This window comes from Cyanobacterium aponinum PCC 10605 (assembly GCF_000317675.1).
Lineage (GTDB): Bacteria > Cyanobacteriota > Cyanobacteriia > Cyanobacteriales > Cyanobacteriaceae > PCC-10605.
Genome location: NC_019776.1, coordinates 829,601 through 848,245 on the forward strand (window position 1 = coordinate 829,601; position 18,645 = coordinate 848,245).

The 18,645-nt window shown below is 35.2% G+C and carries 12 protein-coding genes; 4 read left to right on the forward strand and 8 right to left on the reverse strand.

The genetic code is table 11. The features are described from left to right. The first annotated feature begins 9 nt into the window (after window positions 1–9). Complete coding sequence (locus CYAN10605_RS03380) at window positions 10–1,134, forward strand: sodium-dependent bicarbonate transport family permease (protein ID WP_041922413.1); 1,125 nt, start codon at window positions 10–12, stop codon at window positions 1,132–1,134. A gap of 181 nt (window positions 1,135–1,315) precedes the next feature. Next, entirely contained in the window at window positions 1,316–2,212 is an 897-nt protein-coding gene (locus tag CYAN10605_RS03385) for a hypothetical protein (RefSeq protein WP_015218540.1), read from the forward strand. Window positions 2,213–2,267: 55 nt separating this feature from the next. Here CYAN10605_RS03385 and CYAN10605_RS03390 read toward each other — a convergent pair whose 3' ends face one another. The 5 genes from CYAN10605_RS03390 to CYAN10605_RS03410 form a co-directional block, all read right to left on the reverse strand. Further along, window positions 2,268–3,899: a ShlB/FhaC/HecB family hemolysin secretion/activation protein gene (locus tag CYAN10605_RS03390; protein WP_015218541.1), complete on the reverse strand. Its 1,632-nt coding sequence runs from the start codon at window positions 3,897–3,899 to the stop codon at window positions 2,268–2,270. A 221-nt stretch (window positions 3,900–4,120) separates the two neighbouring features. Then, a complete protein-coding gene (locus CYAN10605_RS03395; protein WP_015218542.1) occupies window positions 4,121–11,413 on the reverse strand; it encodes a CHAT domain-containing protein in 7,293 nt (2,430 codons plus the stop codon). Between the two features lie 249 nt (window positions 11,414–11,662). Further along, entirely contained in the window at window positions 11,663–12,370 is a 708-nt protein-coding gene (locus tag CYAN10605_RS03400) for a TIGR00266 family protein (RefSeq protein ID WP_015218543.1), read from the reverse strand. Between the two features lie 79 nt (window positions 12,371–12,449). Continuing rightward, complete coding sequence (locus CYAN10605_RS03405; protein WP_015218544.1) at window positions 12,450–13,127, reverse strand: TIGR00266 family protein; 678 nt, start codon at window positions 13,125–13,127, stop codon at window positions 12,450–12,452. Between the two features lie 183 nt (window positions 13,128–13,310). Further along, window positions 13,311–13,973, reverse strand: coding sequence for a TIGR00266 family protein (locus tag CYAN10605_RS03410; protein ID WP_015218545.1), 663 nt, complete (start codon window positions 13,971–13,973; stop codon window positions 13,311–13,313). Window positions 13,974–14,091: 118 nt separating this feature from the next. Between CYAN10605_RS03410 and CYAN10605_RS03415 the strand changes: the two genes are divergently transcribed. Then, window positions 14,092–15,420, forward strand: coding sequence for a four-carbon acid sugar kinase family protein (locus CYAN10605_RS03415; RefSeq protein WP_015218546.1), 1,329 nt, complete (start codon window positions 14,092–14,094; stop codon window positions 15,418–15,420). 139 nt (window positions 15,421–15,559) lie between these two features. Here CYAN10605_RS03415 and CYAN10605_RS03420 read toward each other — a convergent pair whose 3' ends face one another. The 3 genes from CYAN10605_RS03420 to CYAN10605_RS03430 form a co-directional block, all read right to left on the reverse strand. Then, entirely contained in the window at window positions 15,560–16,363 is an 804-nt protein-coding gene (locus CYAN10605_RS03420; RefSeq protein WP_015218547.1) for a hypothetical protein, read from the reverse strand. Between the two features lie 93 nt (window positions 16,364–16,456). After that, window positions 16,457–17,089 carry a DUF3038 domain-containing protein gene (locus tag CYAN10605_RS03425; protein ID WP_015218548.1) on the reverse strand — a complete coding sequence of 211 codons (633 nt, stop codon included), beginning with the start codon at window positions 17,087–17,089 and terminating at the stop codon, window positions 16,457–16,459. Between the two features lie 73 nt (window positions 17,090–17,162). Further along, window positions 17,163–18,146, reverse strand: a complete 984-nt coding sequence (locus tag CYAN10605_RS03430; protein WP_015218549.1) for a glycosyltransferase family 2 protein — start codon at window positions 18,144–18,146, stop codon at window positions 17,163–17,165. A gap of 105 nt (window positions 18,147–18,251) precedes the next feature. Between CYAN10605_RS03430 and CYAN10605_RS03435 the strand changes: the two genes are divergently transcribed. Then, on the forward strand, window positions 18,252–18,578 hold the full coding sequence (locus CYAN10605_RS03435; protein ID WP_015218550.1) for a nucleotidyltransferase family protein: 327 nt from the start codon (window positions 18,252–18,254) through the stop codon (window positions 18,576–18,578). Window positions 18,579–18,645 lie beyond the last annotated feature (67 nt).

Consider the following 18,645-nt stretch of genomic DNA (forward strand, 5'->3'; position numbering starts at 1 on the left):
GAGGTATTTGTGGATTTCTTATCTAATTTTGTATCTGATTTTATCGGACAGTTGCAATCCCCAACTTTAGGGTTTCTCATTGGTGGAATGATAATTGCCGCCCTCGGTAGCCAACTACAAATTCCCGACTCAATTTATAAGTTTATTGTTTTCATGCTACTTATTAAAGTCGGTTTGAGCGGTGGTATTGCAATTCGTAAAGCCAATTTAGGGGAAATATTTTTACCCGCTTTGTTTGCTGTTTTGCTAGGTATATTAATCGTTTTCATTGCCCGATATACATTAGCTCAATTACCTAATATCAAAACAGTAGATGCTTTAGCCACGGGAGGTTTATTCGGGGCAGTTAGTGGTTCTACTTTGGCGGCAGGTTTAACGGCATTGGAAGCTCAAGGTATTGAATACGAAGCCTGGGCGGCGGCTCTTTACCCATTTATGGATATTCCTGCTCTTGTAACTGCGATCGTTATGGCTAGTGTTTATCTGAGCAAACGCCGTAATGATAAAGAAGAAGAATTCAGCAAAGTAGAATATGTTAGTAAACAGGCAGTTGCCGCAGGGGATTACTCTAGTATGGAATATCCTACAACTCGTCAAGAGTATCTTAGCCAACAACGTGGTACACCAAAGCGAGTAGAAATATGGCCTATTGTTAAAGAAAGTTTGCAAGGTTCTGCTTTATCCGCATTGTTACTTGGACTTGCTTTAGGTTTGTTCACCCAGCCTGAAAGTGTTTACGAGAGTTTCTTCAATCCCTTATTTCGTGGTTTACTTTCCATTTTGATGTTAATAATGGGTATGGAGGCGACTGCAAGGCTTAGTGAGTTGCGCAAAGTAGCTCAGTGGTACGCAGTATATGCTTTTATTGCGCCATTGGTACATGGATTCATCGCTTTCGGTTTCGGGATGATTGCTCATGCTTTGACTGGATTTAGCCTTGGTGGCGTAGTAATTTTAGCCGTTATTGCTTGTTCCAGTTCAGATATTTCTGGACCTCCCACTTTACGGGCAGGTATCCCTTCAGCTAATCCCTCTGCCTATGTGGGCTCATCCACCGCTATCGGCACGCCGGTTGCGATTGGCATAGGAATACCACTATACATCGGTCTTGCTCAAGCTATTATGGGCGGCTGATTCCAGACGATTGTGGTTCGCTAGTACTTTTTCGCTCTGGCGATCAATACAACGGTTTTGAATTACCCCTCCTTACTTCGTGGAAGGTGGGGTTCTTTTTTATTGAGTGCTAACGAGGGAATTCAAGTCGAAAAGAATAAATTATACTGAAAATATATTTGCGAAAACGGTCAGTATAATTATGTTAAAATTCGCCGATTATGTTTTAACGATTCATGAGAGTTTACTGAATTTTGAAGCAGAAAAACAAGAAACTTACGGGAATATTGAAGATTTGCGAGAATTTCTGGTAGAAACAGATACTACTATCGAGGAAATTTGGGATAACTTGACGGAAACAACGGAATTATTACTTAATGAAATAACGACTCTTGAGGATAATTTTACTAATGAAGTTGAAAAAATGTTAACGGAATTAGATGATTTAGAGGTGAAAATAGAGGATTTTGTTACGGAAAATGAAGAGTTAACAGTTGAGATTAAAGAAGATATTATTAACCTCGCAGAAAAAATAAATAGTAATGATCAAGATATTGCTGAAGAATTAGAAGAATTCGAGGAAATTGTTAATCTATTTAATAAAAATGTCCAAGAAATAGAACCCTCTTTAACAGAAAATCTGACTAATACCCACCGTTTTCTTGATGAAATTATATTAAGAGCTATAAGTCATTATCAAGAAGTTATAGACAAAGAATCAGAAAATTTTGTTCGCTTTTATGATGACTATTTAAATAATTTTATTGAAGAAAATATTGCAGAAATTCCTTCTACTTTAGATAACATTATTTCAACTATAACGGATGTTAATGAAGAAAATAAGGAAATAATAGAAGAAGCTACGGAAACTTTAATTACGTTATATAGCTCAGATTCTGGGGAAATTAGCGAGGAGTACCAAAATTTATTTAATTTGATAGAAGAAAAACTCATAGAATGTTTGAATGACTACCAAGAAAAAATAGGCGATCGCACCCAAGAAATAGAAGAAAAACTAGAAGAATCTATGGAAATATATAAAAACAGTAATGACAACGCAGAATCATTAATAAGAATTTTTGAGAAATTAGTGAATTAAATAGTTGCTGAAAAGTTTTTAGTGGGAGCGTCTCGCTCCCTTAAGGAATTTGAGATTAAAAATTATATTTCAAACTAAAATACAGACCATCATCTTGAATATTATTACCCCTATCTACTAAATCAATTAAAGGTGGTGCATAGTCAATGCGAAGATTTAAACCATCTATGGGTTGCCAAATTAAGCCTAAACCCAAAGCCGCAATAAACCGCTCATCAGCTTGAAAATTGGGATTTTCTGGAGCATTCCACACCGAACCCATATCGAAAAATGGAGCTAACTGAAATACAGGAAGCAATTCTTCATTTTTGACAAGAGTAATACGATCTTCGATGGAAAAACGAAAACCATTATCCCCCGCCCTTACATTTTGACGATAACCCCGCACTGATTGCCCTCCACCAATAACAAATTGCTCTGAAGGAAGTAAGGGACTGTCACTTAATTGTAAATCTGCTTGAATAATTAATAAATTATCAGGGTTAATTAATTGTACTCTTTGTACCTGTCCTAACCATGCAAAGAAATAACCATCAGGATCATTTGGTCTGCTTGAAGTAGTAACATCTAATAAACCTACCCCTAACCGAAACTGCGATCGCACCCCCCAAGCCCCCGTAGGCTCTCGTTTAACATAATCTTGACCAAAAGAAACCACATTAGTGCGACTAATACCATCTTCGTCAGGACCAAAACCGAAAGGAGTAGGACCTTGAAAAGTAAAAGTTTGTCCATTGCGGTAACTCATACCCACAGATAAAGCAAATTCCTCTCTCGGATTACGTAAAATCGGTTGACGATAACTAATTTCATAAAATTGACTCTCACCACTAATATCCAACTCCTGAAAATCTCCCTCTACCACCGTATTTTCTTGAAGAGACACCCTTGCTTGTAAAGTACCATTCATTGGGTTAAGAGGTACAGAATAATTAAAATCAAGATTATATGTACCAGTCCAATCCTCCAAACGAGGGCGATAGGAAACAGCAAAACTGTCCCCCAAACCAAATACATTTCCATAACCCAAATTAAACGTCATTTGAGTACCACCAATACTTGGAGGAGAATAATTATCAATACCCACAGTACCGAAAAAGGGATTAGCCTCTGTTACCCTTATATCTAAAATACTTTGTCTTTCACCGCTACCCTTACGCAAACTAGCTTCAATATTATCGATTAAAGGATCAACTTTTAATAAACGCAATTGGTCTTCCAACTTACCACTATTAAGAGGTGTTTGCGTACCTAATCCAATCCTTTCTCTGACATAATTTTCCAGTCTTTGAGCCCCTTCAATATTAATTTCCTCTATTTGTCCTTCTTCCACTCGAATAACCGCTACATTATCAGAAGTAATATTTTCCAAAACAGCTCTAGTGGTAATATAACCATTATTGAGATAAAGAGCTGTAATTTCATTACTGACATCTTCTAATTGTTTGAGGGTTAAATCACTATTTTTATAGGGTTCAATAATTCCTTTAATTTCTTCTTCAAAAATAGTATTATTAACGACTTTTATCTCACTAATTTTTAATTTTTCTTCTAAATTTTGAGCAATGTAAAAACTATTATGATTAGGATAATCTTGAGCATAAGCCATATTTTTATTAAAAAATACTCCCAATAATAGAATAGAATTAAGAGTTAAAAAAAAGTTTAATAAATTAACTTTATTCATAATTTTTATTGATTTTTAATAAGCATAAAAGATATTTTGATTAGATTATAACGACAAAATTGACAAAAAATAATAATTTTTGTTATCAACAAAATTGTCAGGTTTTTAAGTAGTAGGTAATAAATAAAAATATTCAAGAGTTTAACATCTCAAACCTCTCCACTTATGAAAACCAAAACACACCTAACGGAAAAATATAATTACTAATTGTTAATTTACCTTTACCAGGGATTACCAATCATCGTAAAAGGAGCCCAATAAAAGGGATGAGAAAAATCTTCAGGAAAACGAGAAGTATCGGGTAAATCCTCCAAAGAAATATCTAAATTAGGAGTAACAATAGTATTACCATCACTGGTTTTATAAACCTTGCCCTTCAACATATCCAATTGTGCTTGACGTAGGGCTTCTGCTTTGGTAGTGGTATTTTTCAATTTACTATAGAAATCAGTCATTAATGCGAGTGTACCAGTATCACTAACTTGCCAAACGCTACCCAATGCCGTTTTAACTCCTGCTTGTACTGCTAAACCCGCAAATCCTAATTCCGCAACCTCATTACCAAAGGCAGTTTCACAGGCACTTAATACCATTAAATCTACCAAGGGATTATCCAAACCCAAACGACGCATTTCCGTAATATTTAAACGGGAGTCATACAATTGTAAAAAACTCTCATCCGTTTCAGAGGGGTTAAAATCTCCATGAGTACCAAAATGAACAATTCCAAAGGCTTGGCTATTTAAGTTACTTCTTACTTGTTCGAGGGTAAAATTCTCATTGAGGTATTCTTGATAATTTTCTGGGGTTTCTCCAGTCCAAACCTTGCGAATACTAGGTAATTCAAGACTAGCGGCAGGTAAAGGCACAACACTATCATCGGCAAATTCTGATGCACCCATTGCCAATAAACTTAAATCTTTAATAGGGCGATAACGGTTATCATTCAGGTTTAAACTAGGTGCTAAACCGCTACTATATTTTTCCACTAAAAATTGTTGATTTTCTCTATCATATAAAGCGGCAACAGGAATAAAGCGCATATCCGTTGGCAAAATAAACAGGAGATTAGAAATTTCTCTCGCCTCTAATTCTTTTTCCAAAGGTTTAATTAACCAATCATACATATCACTGGCGTGGGGTTTATAACTATCATCAAGAGCAAAAACATCGGAAGTTGTCGCCCATAAATTGCCTGCGGTTTCAACTACTTGTTTACGGTTAATTGGTACGACTATTCTTAAAGGTTTTTCATCTTTGGTGACTACTAATATATCTAATTGGTCTTCATCCGTCGGTTGTATATTAAGACTAGGTTGTAAATTGACCTGATTAATATTGACTCGGCTATATTCTTGAGTATTGGTGGCTTCTCTTCTGGCAAATTCTGCTTCTAAATCTTGAGGTTGATAACCTTTTGGCGTAAAACTAACATAAATTAAAGCAGGTTTTTCCGCCGCTTCTCTTTCTATGGCGGTTAAAATTTCTTTTGCTTGATCAATAGTAGCAATAGGAATAGGGGGAGATGAAAGGGCAATTTCAGGAGTTGGGGTTATAGGAGTTTCTTGAACTACTTGCGTGTTGTTTATAAATGAGGGTAAGTTATTTAAAAGTCTCAAGGTTAAATTACCTTCGGTTGTGGTGATAAAATATTCTCCTCGCCCTAGGGTAAATCGACTATTAGTAATAAGTCCAGCTGTACCATTTTCACTAGCATCACCGATAATAAAGGGTAAACGACTATCTTCTCTGACTTCATTTTCTAAATCCCCCGGAAATAAATCAATAGTTACAGCACCACCATTTCCGCCACTGGTATTGATACTTGTACCGTTTTCTATTCCTGTGGCTTGAAAGTTACCAAGGGTTGTTATCTCCACATCGCCTCCTTGTTGTGGATTTGATGTGTTAATGGTGCTAACTTGTATGTCACTTTTGGCGTTTAGGGTTACATCTCCTCCTTGAGTGTTGATATTTTCTGTGGTAATGGTTTGAGCGGAAATATTTAGGTTAGTGCCATCACTGTTAATGTTCCCACTACGAAAAGAATCAGGGGTATTAAAAGAAATATTTTTTCCTAGCTGTAAATCACTATTGAAAATTTGACTATTATTAGTAGAAACAGAATTACCATCAAGGGTTACTAAACTGCTGTTCGTTTCAAGATTGTTGAGAATCTGAGAAGATCCGATCGCACCTTCAATTAAAATATTGCTACCATTAGCATTGAGGGTTAAATCGTGATTGCCGTCAATTGTACCGAGAATATCAATATCTGCCGAACCACGAGCCGAATTAGTGCTAAGAATAATATCATCACCCAAAATCACATTATCATCAATAGTGATAGCATTGCCCTGAGTCGTAATATTAGCATTTAAAGTAGTAGTTGTCTCTGAACCTTCAATAGTGACAGAAGCGTTACCATTACCATTAATGTTCTCATTTACGTTAATTTCACTAGCTCTGAGAGTTAAAGGATCACGAATTACTAGAGCTTGGTTAACATCAATTCTACCACTTTTTTCCGTACCGATAATTATATTATCAAAGCCTTCTACTTGTCCCAAATTACGAATATTGAAAGATAGTAAATCACCTCTATTTATGGAGTTATCTATAATAGTAGTGCGATCGCTGTTATTTTGAATAGTTAAATCGCCACCTTTACCTATAATTTGACTATTAGGTAGAAAATTAACACTACTAAAACTCTCTAGGGTTAAATCTCTATTATCAGAGGCTTCGAGATTGTTAAAATTAAGATTCCCCCTTGTGCTTGTTAAGGTTGTGTCAAGCAAAGTATTAACCTTACCTGTATATGTTTGCCCTTCCATGGTACGAATACTGCTATTATTCGCAGGGGTATTAATATTGATATTAATTATCGGACTAGTTACAATTAAACGATTTAAACTGGCAACTCCCCCAATTAAGTCATTGCCCAAGCCGTCTCCAAAATTAACATTATTAGCTCTAACGGTTAAGTTGTTATTTTCTCCTGTTTGACTATTGACTGTATTAGCGAAATCGATATTATTACCCGAAAGTGCGATTTCATCCCCTACTATCACCTCATCACCGTAAGTTTGATTTCTTGTGGTAGCGACATCTCCATTTAATACGGTTGTGCCTAAATTATCTGTGTCTAAGCTAGTAGCAGTGACTTGATTTAATTGAGTTTCTCCTGAGATGTTAAGAGTAATGTCTCCTAATGGTAAATTACTGCCTATGGCTTGATTAAAAGTAACATTATTACTGGTAACGGTTAAGTTATTATTTTCTCCTGTTTGACTATTAACTGTATTAGCAAAATCGATATTATTGCCTGAAACTGCGATCGCATCTCCGATAATTACTTCATCTCTATAGGTTTGATTTCCTGTGGTAGTTACATCTCCATTTAACTGGGTTATGCCAGATTCATTAGTGATTAAACTATTGCTATTTACTTGATTTAATTGAGTTTCTCCCGATACATTTAAAGTTAAATCTCCTAATAGTTGATTATTGCCTATGGCTTGATTAAAATTAGCGCTATTTGCCGTAACCGTTAAGTTATTATTCTCTCCTGTTTCACTATTCGCCGCATTGGCAAAATCGATATTATTGCCCAAAAGTGCGATTTGATTATCGGCTAGAGTTACATTACCGTTATAATCTTGATTTCCAATAGTCTTAATAGTAGAATTAGCGAAGAAAGATTGACCTTGAATAATTAAAGGATTGGAATTATTAATTAAAGTTAAATTCCCATTAGTAGTTAAAGATTCTCCCGTCACTTCTCCTCGTATCGTTATGGCTGTGCCATCAATAGTAATTATTCCTCCCAGAGTTTCGGGTAGTGGCTGAGGTGTAATATCTGGTTTGTTACTGACAATAAACCCTAAATCTACGTTGTTTCCTGCGATGTTTACTGCACCTGATGAAACAGTACCATAAGATGCGATCGCATCTATAACCACATCACCGTTAGTAGAAGTGATAGAAATATCTCCTGCTTCAGAAGCAAAAGTTGGGGGTAATTGATTGATGCCAGTGGTGTTAACTATACCATCAATGTCAATATTTCCTGAAGCGTTAACAGAAATATCTCCTGCTGGTTGCCCCCCAATACGTGCGGTGGAAATACCTAATTTGATATTAGTTTGATTATTTTCTTCTCCCGTAATTGTTACACTATCATTAGCATTGATTCTTAATGAAGCTATGTTAGGTGAATCATCTGCCACTTTAATAACTAGAGCATCTAAATTATTAGTGTTAATTACAGTATCCTGCTGTAAAATGACAGGGTCGTTATAGATTTGATCTCCGATAGTATTAATACTATTTCCATCTGCGATCGTATTAATATTAATGAATATATCCTCGGCAGAACTGTTAAAATTATTTAAGCCGATAACTGCACCGATGCGATTATCACCTAAACCATTACCATAGTTAATATTATTACCTGCAGTCACACTTAAATCATAAGGAATATCAAAAGAGTCAATATAAGCATTGAAAGTTACATTGTTATTAGCATTTATTGCCGTGTTTCTTCTTAAAACCACTGGGTTGTTATATACTAAGTCAACCTGAGCCACAATAGAATTAATATTATTACCCGCTATACCATCAAGATTTATATTGAGATTACTAACACCTTCTCCTTCTGCAGTGGTAGTCAAAGTTGATAACGGAAATTGAGAGCCAATCCTATCATCTCCGACACCATTTCCAAAACTAATATTACCAATATCACTAACATCACCAGTTACATCAAATGTTGTAATGGATAAAGCGCGAGGTATAGAATTGAAAGAATTAACAGTGCTATTGAAACTTATGTCATTACCTCTCAAATTAACATCTGCTTGTAATGCTACAGGATTATTATAAATCTGATCTAACGCCGTAGTTACATTACCATTTAATTGAGTTGCACCAAATTCACCAGTAGTCAGACTGTTAGCATTAACTGCATTAAAAATACTTGTGTTTGTCGCATTAACAGTGAAATCCCCTACAATAGAAAATTCATTGAAAATAACATCATTAGCATCATTAATGGCGACATTTCTACCATTATTGAGAGTAACAGAAGCAAAATCACTCAAAAAATTGGAATTAATAGAAATATCTTTTTCACTGCTGATGGGAAAAATAGTTGTACCGCCATTGCCATTATTAAGAGAAAGAGTGTCAAAAGTAGTTAATCCCGCAGTAATAATTGCCCCATTATCAAATACCCCTACAGCATCATTATTATTGATAGAATGGGCATTAACATTAATGTTTCCTCCTCCAACGGAATTAACTTGGGAGTTAGCTTGAATAGATATTCCCCTTGATGTGTTAGAAGAAGCATCCGTTAAACCATTTAATGTGATTGTACCTAGATTAGATGTAATTCTTGTTGGGTTTGCCGAGTCATCTCCTTCTGTGATGATACCAACACCATTTACTCCATTACCCTCATGAATACCAACTAATTCGATATTACCTAAACCTGTTACTTCAACGATAACTTGATCATTTAATATCTCTGGAGAAGCAGTACCAATACCATGATTAAGTTCACCACTAGCTTCTCCCGTACCTACCACATTTATATTACCATCTACGGTTTGAAGGGTTGTTTGCCCAACTAAATGAATACCAATATTGCTATTACCTGTTCCAGCTTGTCCAGATCCTCTTAAACTAATATTACCAGTACCATCAGTAATTAAACTTGCATCTTGTAAATAGATTCCACTGTTTCTATCATTAGGATTAATCCCCTGATTCGCTACGCCCACAGCAGGAGTTACTAAAGGATTTATACCCCCTCCGAGGACTATATCTCCGCCATTGGCGTTAATAATAGAAAGGTCTAAATTACCATCAATATTTACCCCTCGAATATCAATTGAACCACCATTCAAGCCATCTCGATCGCTATTTAAGGTAATATTACCCCCATTAGTGATAATATCTGCACCATTATTAACCCGAATCGAACGATTAGCCCTTGCGGTAAAATCAACATCAGTATTAATCACATTAACATCTGCATTAATATCTATGTCATTATTCGCCTCAAGGACAATATTCGTTGTTTGACTTCCTAAAACAGTGGCGTTAATCGTTATATCTTGACCTATAAAATCATTTAAAGTAATTTCGGGTAAACTACCGTCAACCGTGGGCGGAATTAAAGGATCATTAGGATTACTTGGATCATTGGAAACTATTATGTTTTCAGGATCTAACAATAATGTACCTAAACTACCATTAACTGCGGAAGTGTCAACCTTTCCATCAAAATAAAGATTTTCTTTCCCTGAAACTTCCACAAAACCGCCATTAAGAAACCCTTTAGCTTCAATAACTCCCGTAAAATAAGTATCTCCATCAGACCAAATAATTACTTCTCCGCCATCACCCTTGTCAAAAGCATTAGCTTCGATTTTGCTTTCAGAATTAATTACTGTCAAAGAAGCATTAGGAATTGTGCCACTACCCTGAAAATCTCCCCCAATTTTTATTTCACCACCACCATTAACGCCACTAGCGGAAATTTGAGCATCAATCACCGCCACTTTATCCCCTAAAAGGGTAATTTCTCCCCCTAAGTCTTGAGACGAAGTGTTTAACTCTCCTGAAACGATATTTAATCCAGACTCATTCGGAATTACAATCCCTGAAACTTCCACATTTTTAGTATTAGGGTTAAGTGCTACTCCATCGGTTACAACTCCCGAATTTTTTGCTCCTGTCAATAAAGTAGGTAAATCTTGAGGGGTAAACCCTAGTAAATTTCCTTGTTCATCTACTGGTATATCAACCTCTAGGCTCAATAAACTACCTTCAGGGGTTATTTTTATCCTTGATGTGCCTTCAACTGCCTGTATATTAATTTTTCCGTTGGGAGTTTCTATTGTTCCCGTATTAATGACATTACTACCAATGAGGGTCAAATTTTGCCCTTCTGCTACAGCCAAATCCCCTGCGTTGATAATGCTACCAGATTTATTAGTATTAAAAACAAAACTGTTGGGATTTCCCATTAAATTTTGATAATCATTCTCTCCCACCGCATTAAACATTCCGTTTGCAAAACCAATTCCCGTTGCTGTGGTTGCGATAAAATCAGCAGGCACATTTAAACTTGCCCCTTCCCCAAAAACAATCCCTGCGGGATTCATCAGAAACAGATTGGAGTTACCCCCTGTTACTTCTATTAAACCTTGGATATAGGAAGGATTTCCCCCTGTCACTCTGGTTAAAATATTTTGGATGTTGGGATTGGTTAAAAATGTGGCGATTTGTTGGGGAGTTAAACCAAATTCTTGAAAACTGTGAAAAAGATTTTTCCCATCCTTAGATAAAGTATTACCGTCAATAGTTATTTGATTCCCATCTCTAGTGACGATAGTGGCAGTGTTACCATCTATCTTAATTTCTTGTGCCTGTGCAGTGGGCAAATTACCAGCGAAAATCAAAAACAGTAACGAGATAAGCACATGAGATTTTTTCCACATAGCAACACCCCAAATTTGAGACGGATATAGTTTTTATATAGGGACAAAGCCAAAGAAATGTCTCATCTTAGGCTATTTCAAGTCTATGCAGAGGATATGATAGCGTCAATACTCAAAACAGATGTAGGAATTATGAAACATAAAACATACTTACAAAATCTATATTCAACGGTTTTTCTGAAAATGATTAAAAAATAATAAAATATTGCTTTTTCTTAACGATTAGGTGTAACTTAAAGACGGGATTTTCTAATCACTACTTTTGACGGGGCGAAATGGATACAAAAAATTAAGCAAAGGATATAAACCCCTAGATTGAATCCATAACTTGCCACTACCAGAGAAACGACAAACTAAACCCTCTCCTCCTAAAATCCCTGTGCGTAAATTGCGAAAGGATAAACCGCCTATCATTTCTACATTATAGTTGAGGGTATCTTCAAAAGCGACAATGTAACCAGTATCAACTACATAATTATTTTCCACGTTAATTTCTACAATAGCACCATAAGAACTAAACCAAATATCTCCTTTTCCTGTGGCTTTTAAGAGAAAGATTGACTCCCCACTAAAAAAACCTTTAAAACCCTGAAAGTTGCTGTTAATTTCTACATTTTTACTAGAAGCAACAAAACCAGAAGACTGAATCATAAGTCCTTTACTACCATCTAAATGGTAATATTGAATATCCCCTGGCACTCCGGGTGAAATATATAATTCTCCTTGACTAGCTTGGGCGGTAAACTCATTTAAAAATAAAGATTCTCCTCCCAACATTCTGCCAAAACTTTGACCAAATCCCCCCTTCATTTTCGATTCCATTTTTATGGAAGAATCCATCGCCGCCATTCCTCCTGCTTCGACTATAGCAGTTTGATTCGGTTCAAGTTCTAAAACTAAAAAACCATAGGCAGGATTGTGTTCTATTCTATATTTAATTTCTGATTTATTTAACATAATTAGCAATTAATAATTAATAATTTAACGGTGTCAGATTTTAGAGTATGTCTTAATTCTTAATTTTTTATTTAAAATCTTATCTTTCAGGTAATCTTGAACCAATTAATCTACCAAAATTACCCGGATTATGGGTTTGACAATATACTTTTCCTTGCCCAAAGAAACGACAAATTAAGCCTTCCCCTCCCAGTAATGCCCCTAACCAACTACTATTTGCTTTTCCAATCCGAAAATCTAAACTTCTTTCAAAGGCGACAATATGCCCTGTGTCAACAATATATTCTCCATCAACATCAATTTCATATATAGCCCCAAAAGAGCTTAATATTACTGGGCCATAACCTGTTATACTTAGCCAAAAAATAGATTCTCCTGAAAAGAAAGATTTAAAGCCTTGAAAACCTAAATCCATGTCAACGGTGGAGGCAGAAGCTAAATAAGAAGCGGATTGAACGATTAATTCTTGTCCTTGCATTTCATAAGTTATAATATCCCCCATGAGAGAGGGAGCTAAAAATACTTCTCCTTGGGGTTGGTAACAGCGAAAAACACTGAGAAATAAGGATTCTCCTGCTAACATCCTTTTGAATCCTCCCATAATTCCTCCTCCTTTACCCTGCCTTAATGTGGTGCTGACATTGATAAAGTCACTCATGGCTATCATTGTACCTGCTTCGGCGATCAATTCTTCATTCTGCTCGATTGTAATTTTTGCGATCGCACTTTCTGGTTGTTGTAGAATTTGTATATCCATAAATTATCACCTGAGTTCGGGTTTTCGAGTTAAAATTAATAAACTTTGACAAAAACAGTAAGGAAATTGATTTTTTCTTGTTGATCTTTTTTTAGCGATTAATTAATATTCAGAAAATTGAACCGTCAAAACCGATACCTGCAACCTATCCTTATCCAATATTTTTGCATCGAAATAGGCTAATTATCGCACCTTGGGAGAGAGAAAACCCACCAAACCACTAACACTGCGAGACTGAAGATAAATAGCCCCCCTACCCGTCAGTTTATTGACAAAACCTTCTCCTGAAGTAAGAGAGGATAAAAGATTACCCGATAAAGTGATATTCATTTTAATTCCGTCATCGTAAGCAACTAAATGATTATTATCAACGATAAAATCCCCATTAATTTCCCGACGAGTAATACCCCCATAACAACCAAATAAAACTCTACCTTTACCTGAAAAATGAAGTTTAAATAAGCCTTCCCCCGCAAACCAACTGGCAAAACCTGCCCATTTCACCCCCATTTTTGCCCCCGGAGTATGGGCAATATAAGCACCGGGTTGAAAACAGATAGATTTATTTTCTAGCTTGATTGCTTCAATGTCACCTATCATAGATTGAGTTAAAACTAAATTCAGAGGGCGATTGGTGGGATTATAAAAAACATTGACAAACATCGATTCACCGCCCAAAAATTTGCGTATCAAAGCAGGTATCAAACCTCCTGAAAACTCAGTTTTCATCACAATATCTCCATCCATGCTTACCATTGCACCAGCTTCAGCAGTAATACGTTCTCTAGGTTCTAAAGTGACAAAAATTGCCGCAAAAGCAGGGCGATAACAAACTTTATATTTCACAGTGAAGTTACCTCTACAATTAGGCGGATAACGTTTTTATCATAGGTCAAGGTTCAGAAAATAATGGATTTTGTTAACAATTTGATAAATTAAGAAGAGTAACTAAGTAAATTTGATTATGACTCAAGCACCGAAAATAATTGTTCTTGATGATGATCCTACGGGTTCTCAAACGGTTCATAGTTGTTTATTATTGATGAAGTGGGATATTGACACTTTAAGAGATGGTTTGCGTGATTCTTGCCCTATTTTTTTCATTCTCACTAATACCCGTGCTTTAACTCCTGAAACAGCCCAACAAGTTACTCAAGAAGTTTGTCGTAATCTCAAAAGTGCGATCGCACTGGAAGGAATACAAGAGTATTTAGTTGTAAGCAGATCAGATTCAACTCTTAGAGGACATTATCCTCTAGAAACCGACGTAATTGCCCAAGAATTGGGAGAATTTGACGCTCACTTCTTGATTCCTGCATTTTTTGAAGGAGGAAGAATTACCCGTGACTCTATTCACTATTTAATGATTGACGGTAAACCAACCCCCGTGCATGAAACCGAATTTGCTCAAGACTCTGTTTTCGGTTACAGTTATAGTTACTTACCTGATTATGTAGAAGAAAAAACAAAAGGTAAAATTAAAGCCCATCAAGTACAGAGATTTTTACTAGATGATATTAGAAATGATACAAAAAACCGTCTGAGGGAATTAAAAGATAATCAATGTGTAGTGGTGGATGGAGAAAAACAATCAGATTTGGATCAACTTTCCACTGATATATTAACAGTAGCTCAAGAAGGGAAAAAATTTTTATTTCGTAGTGCCGCTAGTATTTTAACATCCCTTGCCCAATTGGGAGAGCAACCAGTGAAAGCAGAAGCTATGGCAGAGTATAAGCCCAATACCAATAATGGTGTAATTATAGTTGGTTCTCATGTCAAAAAGACAACTCAACAGTTAAAACAATTATTATCTCAACCCGATATTTTTGGCGTCGAAATTGATGTCAATTTATTAAAAGATGACTTGAAAAATAGAGAATCATTAATTAAATCTGCTTTAGATAAAGTTGAGACTATTCTTAAAGAAAATAAAACTCCAGTAGTTTACACCAGTCGCCAAGAATTAAGTTTTCCTGATATTGACACTCGCTTGGAATTTGGGAAACAAGTATCCGCAGTGTTAATGGATATTGTGAGGGGATTACCAAAAGACATTGGCTTCCTCATTAGTAAAGGGGGTATTACTTCCAATGATGTTTTAAGTGATGGTTTAGCCTTAAAAGAAGCAAGATTATTAGGGCAAATTTTAGCTGGATGTTCTGTAATTATTACACCAGACAATCATCATCTTTTTCCTAGCTTACCTGTTGTGTTATTCCCGGGTAATGTGGGGGATGAAAATGGTTTAGTTACCGTTTATCAAAGATTGAATAATAACAAAGGCAGTTAATAATTAGCCACAGGTAAAGGGCAAACCCCTCTATGTCTCCCCTTAAAAGAAACCCTGGGTGATAAAGGGGGGAGGGCAAAGGTAATTAATTAGTTTCTCCCTAATACCCCAATCCCTCAACACTTAAATGTAAACTGACTTATTGATAAAAATTAACGAGAAAAGGTTGCCCATCAATTTCTCCATCTCCTACTAGATTGATAATCGAATTATTAGCGCCATAGCGAATATTCATAAATCCATCGGCAGAAGCTGAACTAGAATTGGTTAATCTAATTTTTATATTCGTGCTATCTCTGTGACTTTCTTGTCCTCCAAAAGAGATGCGATCGCCATTTTGTAATCCTAAAGAAATATCGGCTTTTCCTTGACTATTAACTTGCACAGAAACAAAATTTAGTTGTTGATTTTGTCTTCCCTGAATATTAAGTAAACCTTGACCTCTTTGAATTAAATTTAAAGGACTATATTTAGTGACAGGAGGTAAATTAGCGTTTCTATTACGAAAAATGATTGAAAATCCCTGAGAATCTAAATAACCTTTTCCTTCTAGCAAGACAATATCATTGTCATTATGTTCAAGTAAAAGTACTCCACTAGCAGTAGCCATACCCGAATTAGTAACTTGAATTCTTAACTGATTAGCATTTTGTCGAGATACTCTACCATCAAAATTAATAGTTTGATTATTATTCAAAATAATACTAACTTGACCATTCTGATTATTGGTGGTGTTAAAAGAAACCGAACTAATTTTCGTCTGTTGTCTTCCTTCTAAAGTAAAAACTCCTTCTCCCCTGCTGATAAAATTTAGAGAATCCTCTCTAGCAATAACAGGCTTTTCCAGAAAAGAAATAATAGATAAAGGAGTTAATAAACTACTAAAAATTAGAAAAAAAGATAGGTATGAAAAACGGGATTTGATTAAATAACTAAATTTCATAAAATTAATTAACTGTTTAAACACATATAATATCCTTATTAAAAGACGATATTCCCAAAATAAATGTTTCAGTCTCCCATTTTCCTGATATTACTAATTTAAAACCTCTCCATCAAAAATTTTCACCCATAGTCTTTCTTCTCCTCGAATACCAGTGTAGAATAACAATTCTTCTAGTAAAGATAACGCCAATTTATTCAATTCATCGGGGGAAGAGGCATAAATAGAAACTTTGGCACGACGATGATTCATCCTACGAAGAAAATGCGATCGAAATCTACTAAAATATTCAGAAAGACGAAAATTATTTTCTAAGGGCATTCCTTTATCTTCCATTTGTTGTGCCGCTACTAATAATTGACGAATAGGAAGTACAAATTTTTTGGCACATTTAACGGTAATAAGGGTTAAAGCCTTAACCTGTGCTAGACTTAATGATTCCCTTGTGTAGCACTTACGCCAAGGATTACTGCAACGCAAACGCCACAAACTGAGACGATTTTTGATGATAGGATTTAATTCTAACTCTTTACCTATTGCTAACATATACTCTGAACCACCTAACTGTAGAGCCTCCAAAGCTAATAATAATAAATCTAGCTGTTGTTGTACTCTCATCATGCCACTAGGAGGAGGCAAAATTAAATCGGGAAGCGTCTTAAGGATGGTAATTTCTGATTTATCAGATTTTTCCTGATTAATTAATTCGGTGTTAGAGTCAGTCATTTAAAAATACAGATTAAGTTAAAAATATAAATTCAATTGTTTTAAACTATTTTATGGGAAAATAGCACTTATCTCATTTTAACTCCGAACTCCGAACCCCGAACCCCGAACTCAAATCATCTTCAATACCGTAGGTTTCTCTAATTAAATATAAAGGTCTTTGTTTCACTTCTTCATATATACGAGCAATATATTCTCCTATCACTCCCAGAGTAATTAATTGAATACCCCCTAAAAACAAAATTGCCACAATGGTGGAAGCATAACCGGGTAAATCAACCCCTGAAATAATTGTTTTTAATACTAAAAAAAGACCGTATAAAAGAGAAATAAAAGATATAAATAAGCCAAAATAACTCCATATTTTCAAGGGAATTGAACTAAAAGAAGTAATCCCATCTAACGCAAAATTCCACAATTTCCAATAGTTAAAGCTCGTTTTTCCTCCATAACGAGGGAAGCGATCGAAATAAATTGCTGTTTGCTTGTAACCCACCCAAGAAAATAACCCTTTCATAAAACGATTTCTTTCGGGAATTTTCCTCAAGGCTTTAACCACCTTTTCATCTAATAAACGATAGTCTCCCGTATTCGCAGGAATGGGGATGGTGCTAATTTTAGCAATCAAACTATAAAAATACTCCGCCGTTTTCCTTTTTATCCATGATTCCCCTTGACGAGTTTTTCTAACAGCATAAACAACATCATAGCCTTCTCGCCATTTTGCTAATAAATCAATAATTAATTCTGGAGGGTCTTGTAAATCAGCATCAATGGGAATTACAGTTTTGCCTTTAGTATAGTCTAATCCCGCACTCATCGCTATTTCTTTGCCAAAATTACGGGAAAGATTAATAATTTTAATTCTTTTATCCCGTTGATGAAATTCAACCAAACATTTTAAGGTGTTATCTTTACTACCGTCATTAATACAAACTATTTCGTAATTGAGATTAAGGGTTTGTAAAACAGATTCTAAGCGAGAAAATAAGACAGGTAAATTCTCCTCCTCGTTATAGCAAGGAATTAATAGAGATAATTCTGGTTTAGATGGCATAGTTTTGTCGTAGCTTGTTTAAAAATGACATTTTTCAATTGGGCATAAAATCTATTAAAATGGAGTCGATATAAGTATTTTAATTTTTTAATTAAGTTAAGGAAAATGACTACAACCTTAAACAGAAATTTTAATGTTCCTCTGAAAAAAATTGCTGAATTTTGTCATAAATGGGAGATTATAGAATTTGCTGTTTTTGGTTCTATTTTAAGAGATGATTTTAGTTCAGATAGTGACATTGATTGTTTAGTTAAATTTTCTGAAAATTCTTATTGGAGCTTATTTGATCGTGTAAAAATGAAAGAAGAATTAGCCCTAATTTTAAACAGAAAAGTTGATTTAGTTAATCGAAAATCTATCGAAAATAGCGAAAATTGGTTACGGAAACAAGAGATTTTAAAAACTAACAAAGTCATTTATGTCAAAGAATAAGCATAAGGCTTCTTTAATATTCTTTAATAGATATAATTAACGCCTGTCGCAAAATCATCAGATATAA

What these genes read in the sequence shown, in the direction of transcription:
- CYAN10605_RS03405 (WP_015218544.1), bottom strand. Translation starts at nt 13,127, where the DNA reads ATGGATATACAAATTCTACAACAACCAGAAAGTGCGATCGCAAAAATT.
- CYAN10605_RS03400 (WP_015218543.1), bottom strand. Translation starts at nt 12,370, where the DNA reads ATGTTAAATAAATCAGAAATTAAATATAGAATAGAACACAATCCTGCC.
- CYAN10605_RS03420 (WP_015218547.1), bottom strand. Translation starts at nt 16,363, where the DNA reads ATGAAATTTAGTTATTTAATCAAATCCCGTTTTTCATACCTATCTTTT.
- CYAN10605_RS03430 (WP_015218549.1), bottom strand. Translation starts at nt 18,146, where the DNA reads ATGCCATCTAAACCAGAATTATCTCTATTAATTCCTTGCTATAACGAG.
- CYAN10605_RS03390 (WP_015218541.1), bottom strand. Translation starts at nt 3,899, where the DNA reads ATGAATAAAGTTAATTTATTAAACTTTTTTTTAACTCTTAATTCTATT.
- CYAN10605_RS03395 (WP_015218542.1), bottom strand. Translation starts at nt 11,413, where the DNA reads ATGTGGAAAAAATCTCATGTGCTTATCTCGTTACTGTTTTTGATTTTC.
- CYAN10605_RS03425 (WP_015218548.1), bottom strand. Translation starts at nt 17,089, where the DNA reads ATGACTGACTCTAACACCGAATTAATTAATCAGGAAAAATCTGATAAA.
- CYAN10605_RS03435 (WP_015218550.1), top strand. Translation starts at nt 18,252, where the DNA reads ATGACTACAACCTTAAACAGAAATTTTAATGTTCCTCTGAAAAAAATT.
- CYAN10605_RS03385 (WP_015218540.1), top strand. Translation starts at nt 1,316, where the DNA reads ATGTTAAAATTCGCCGATTATGTTTTAACGATTCATGAGAGTTTACTG.
- CYAN10605_RS03415 (WP_015218546.1), top strand. Translation starts at nt 14,092, where the DNA reads ATGACTCAAGCACCGAAAATAATTGTTCTTGATGATGATCCTACGGGT.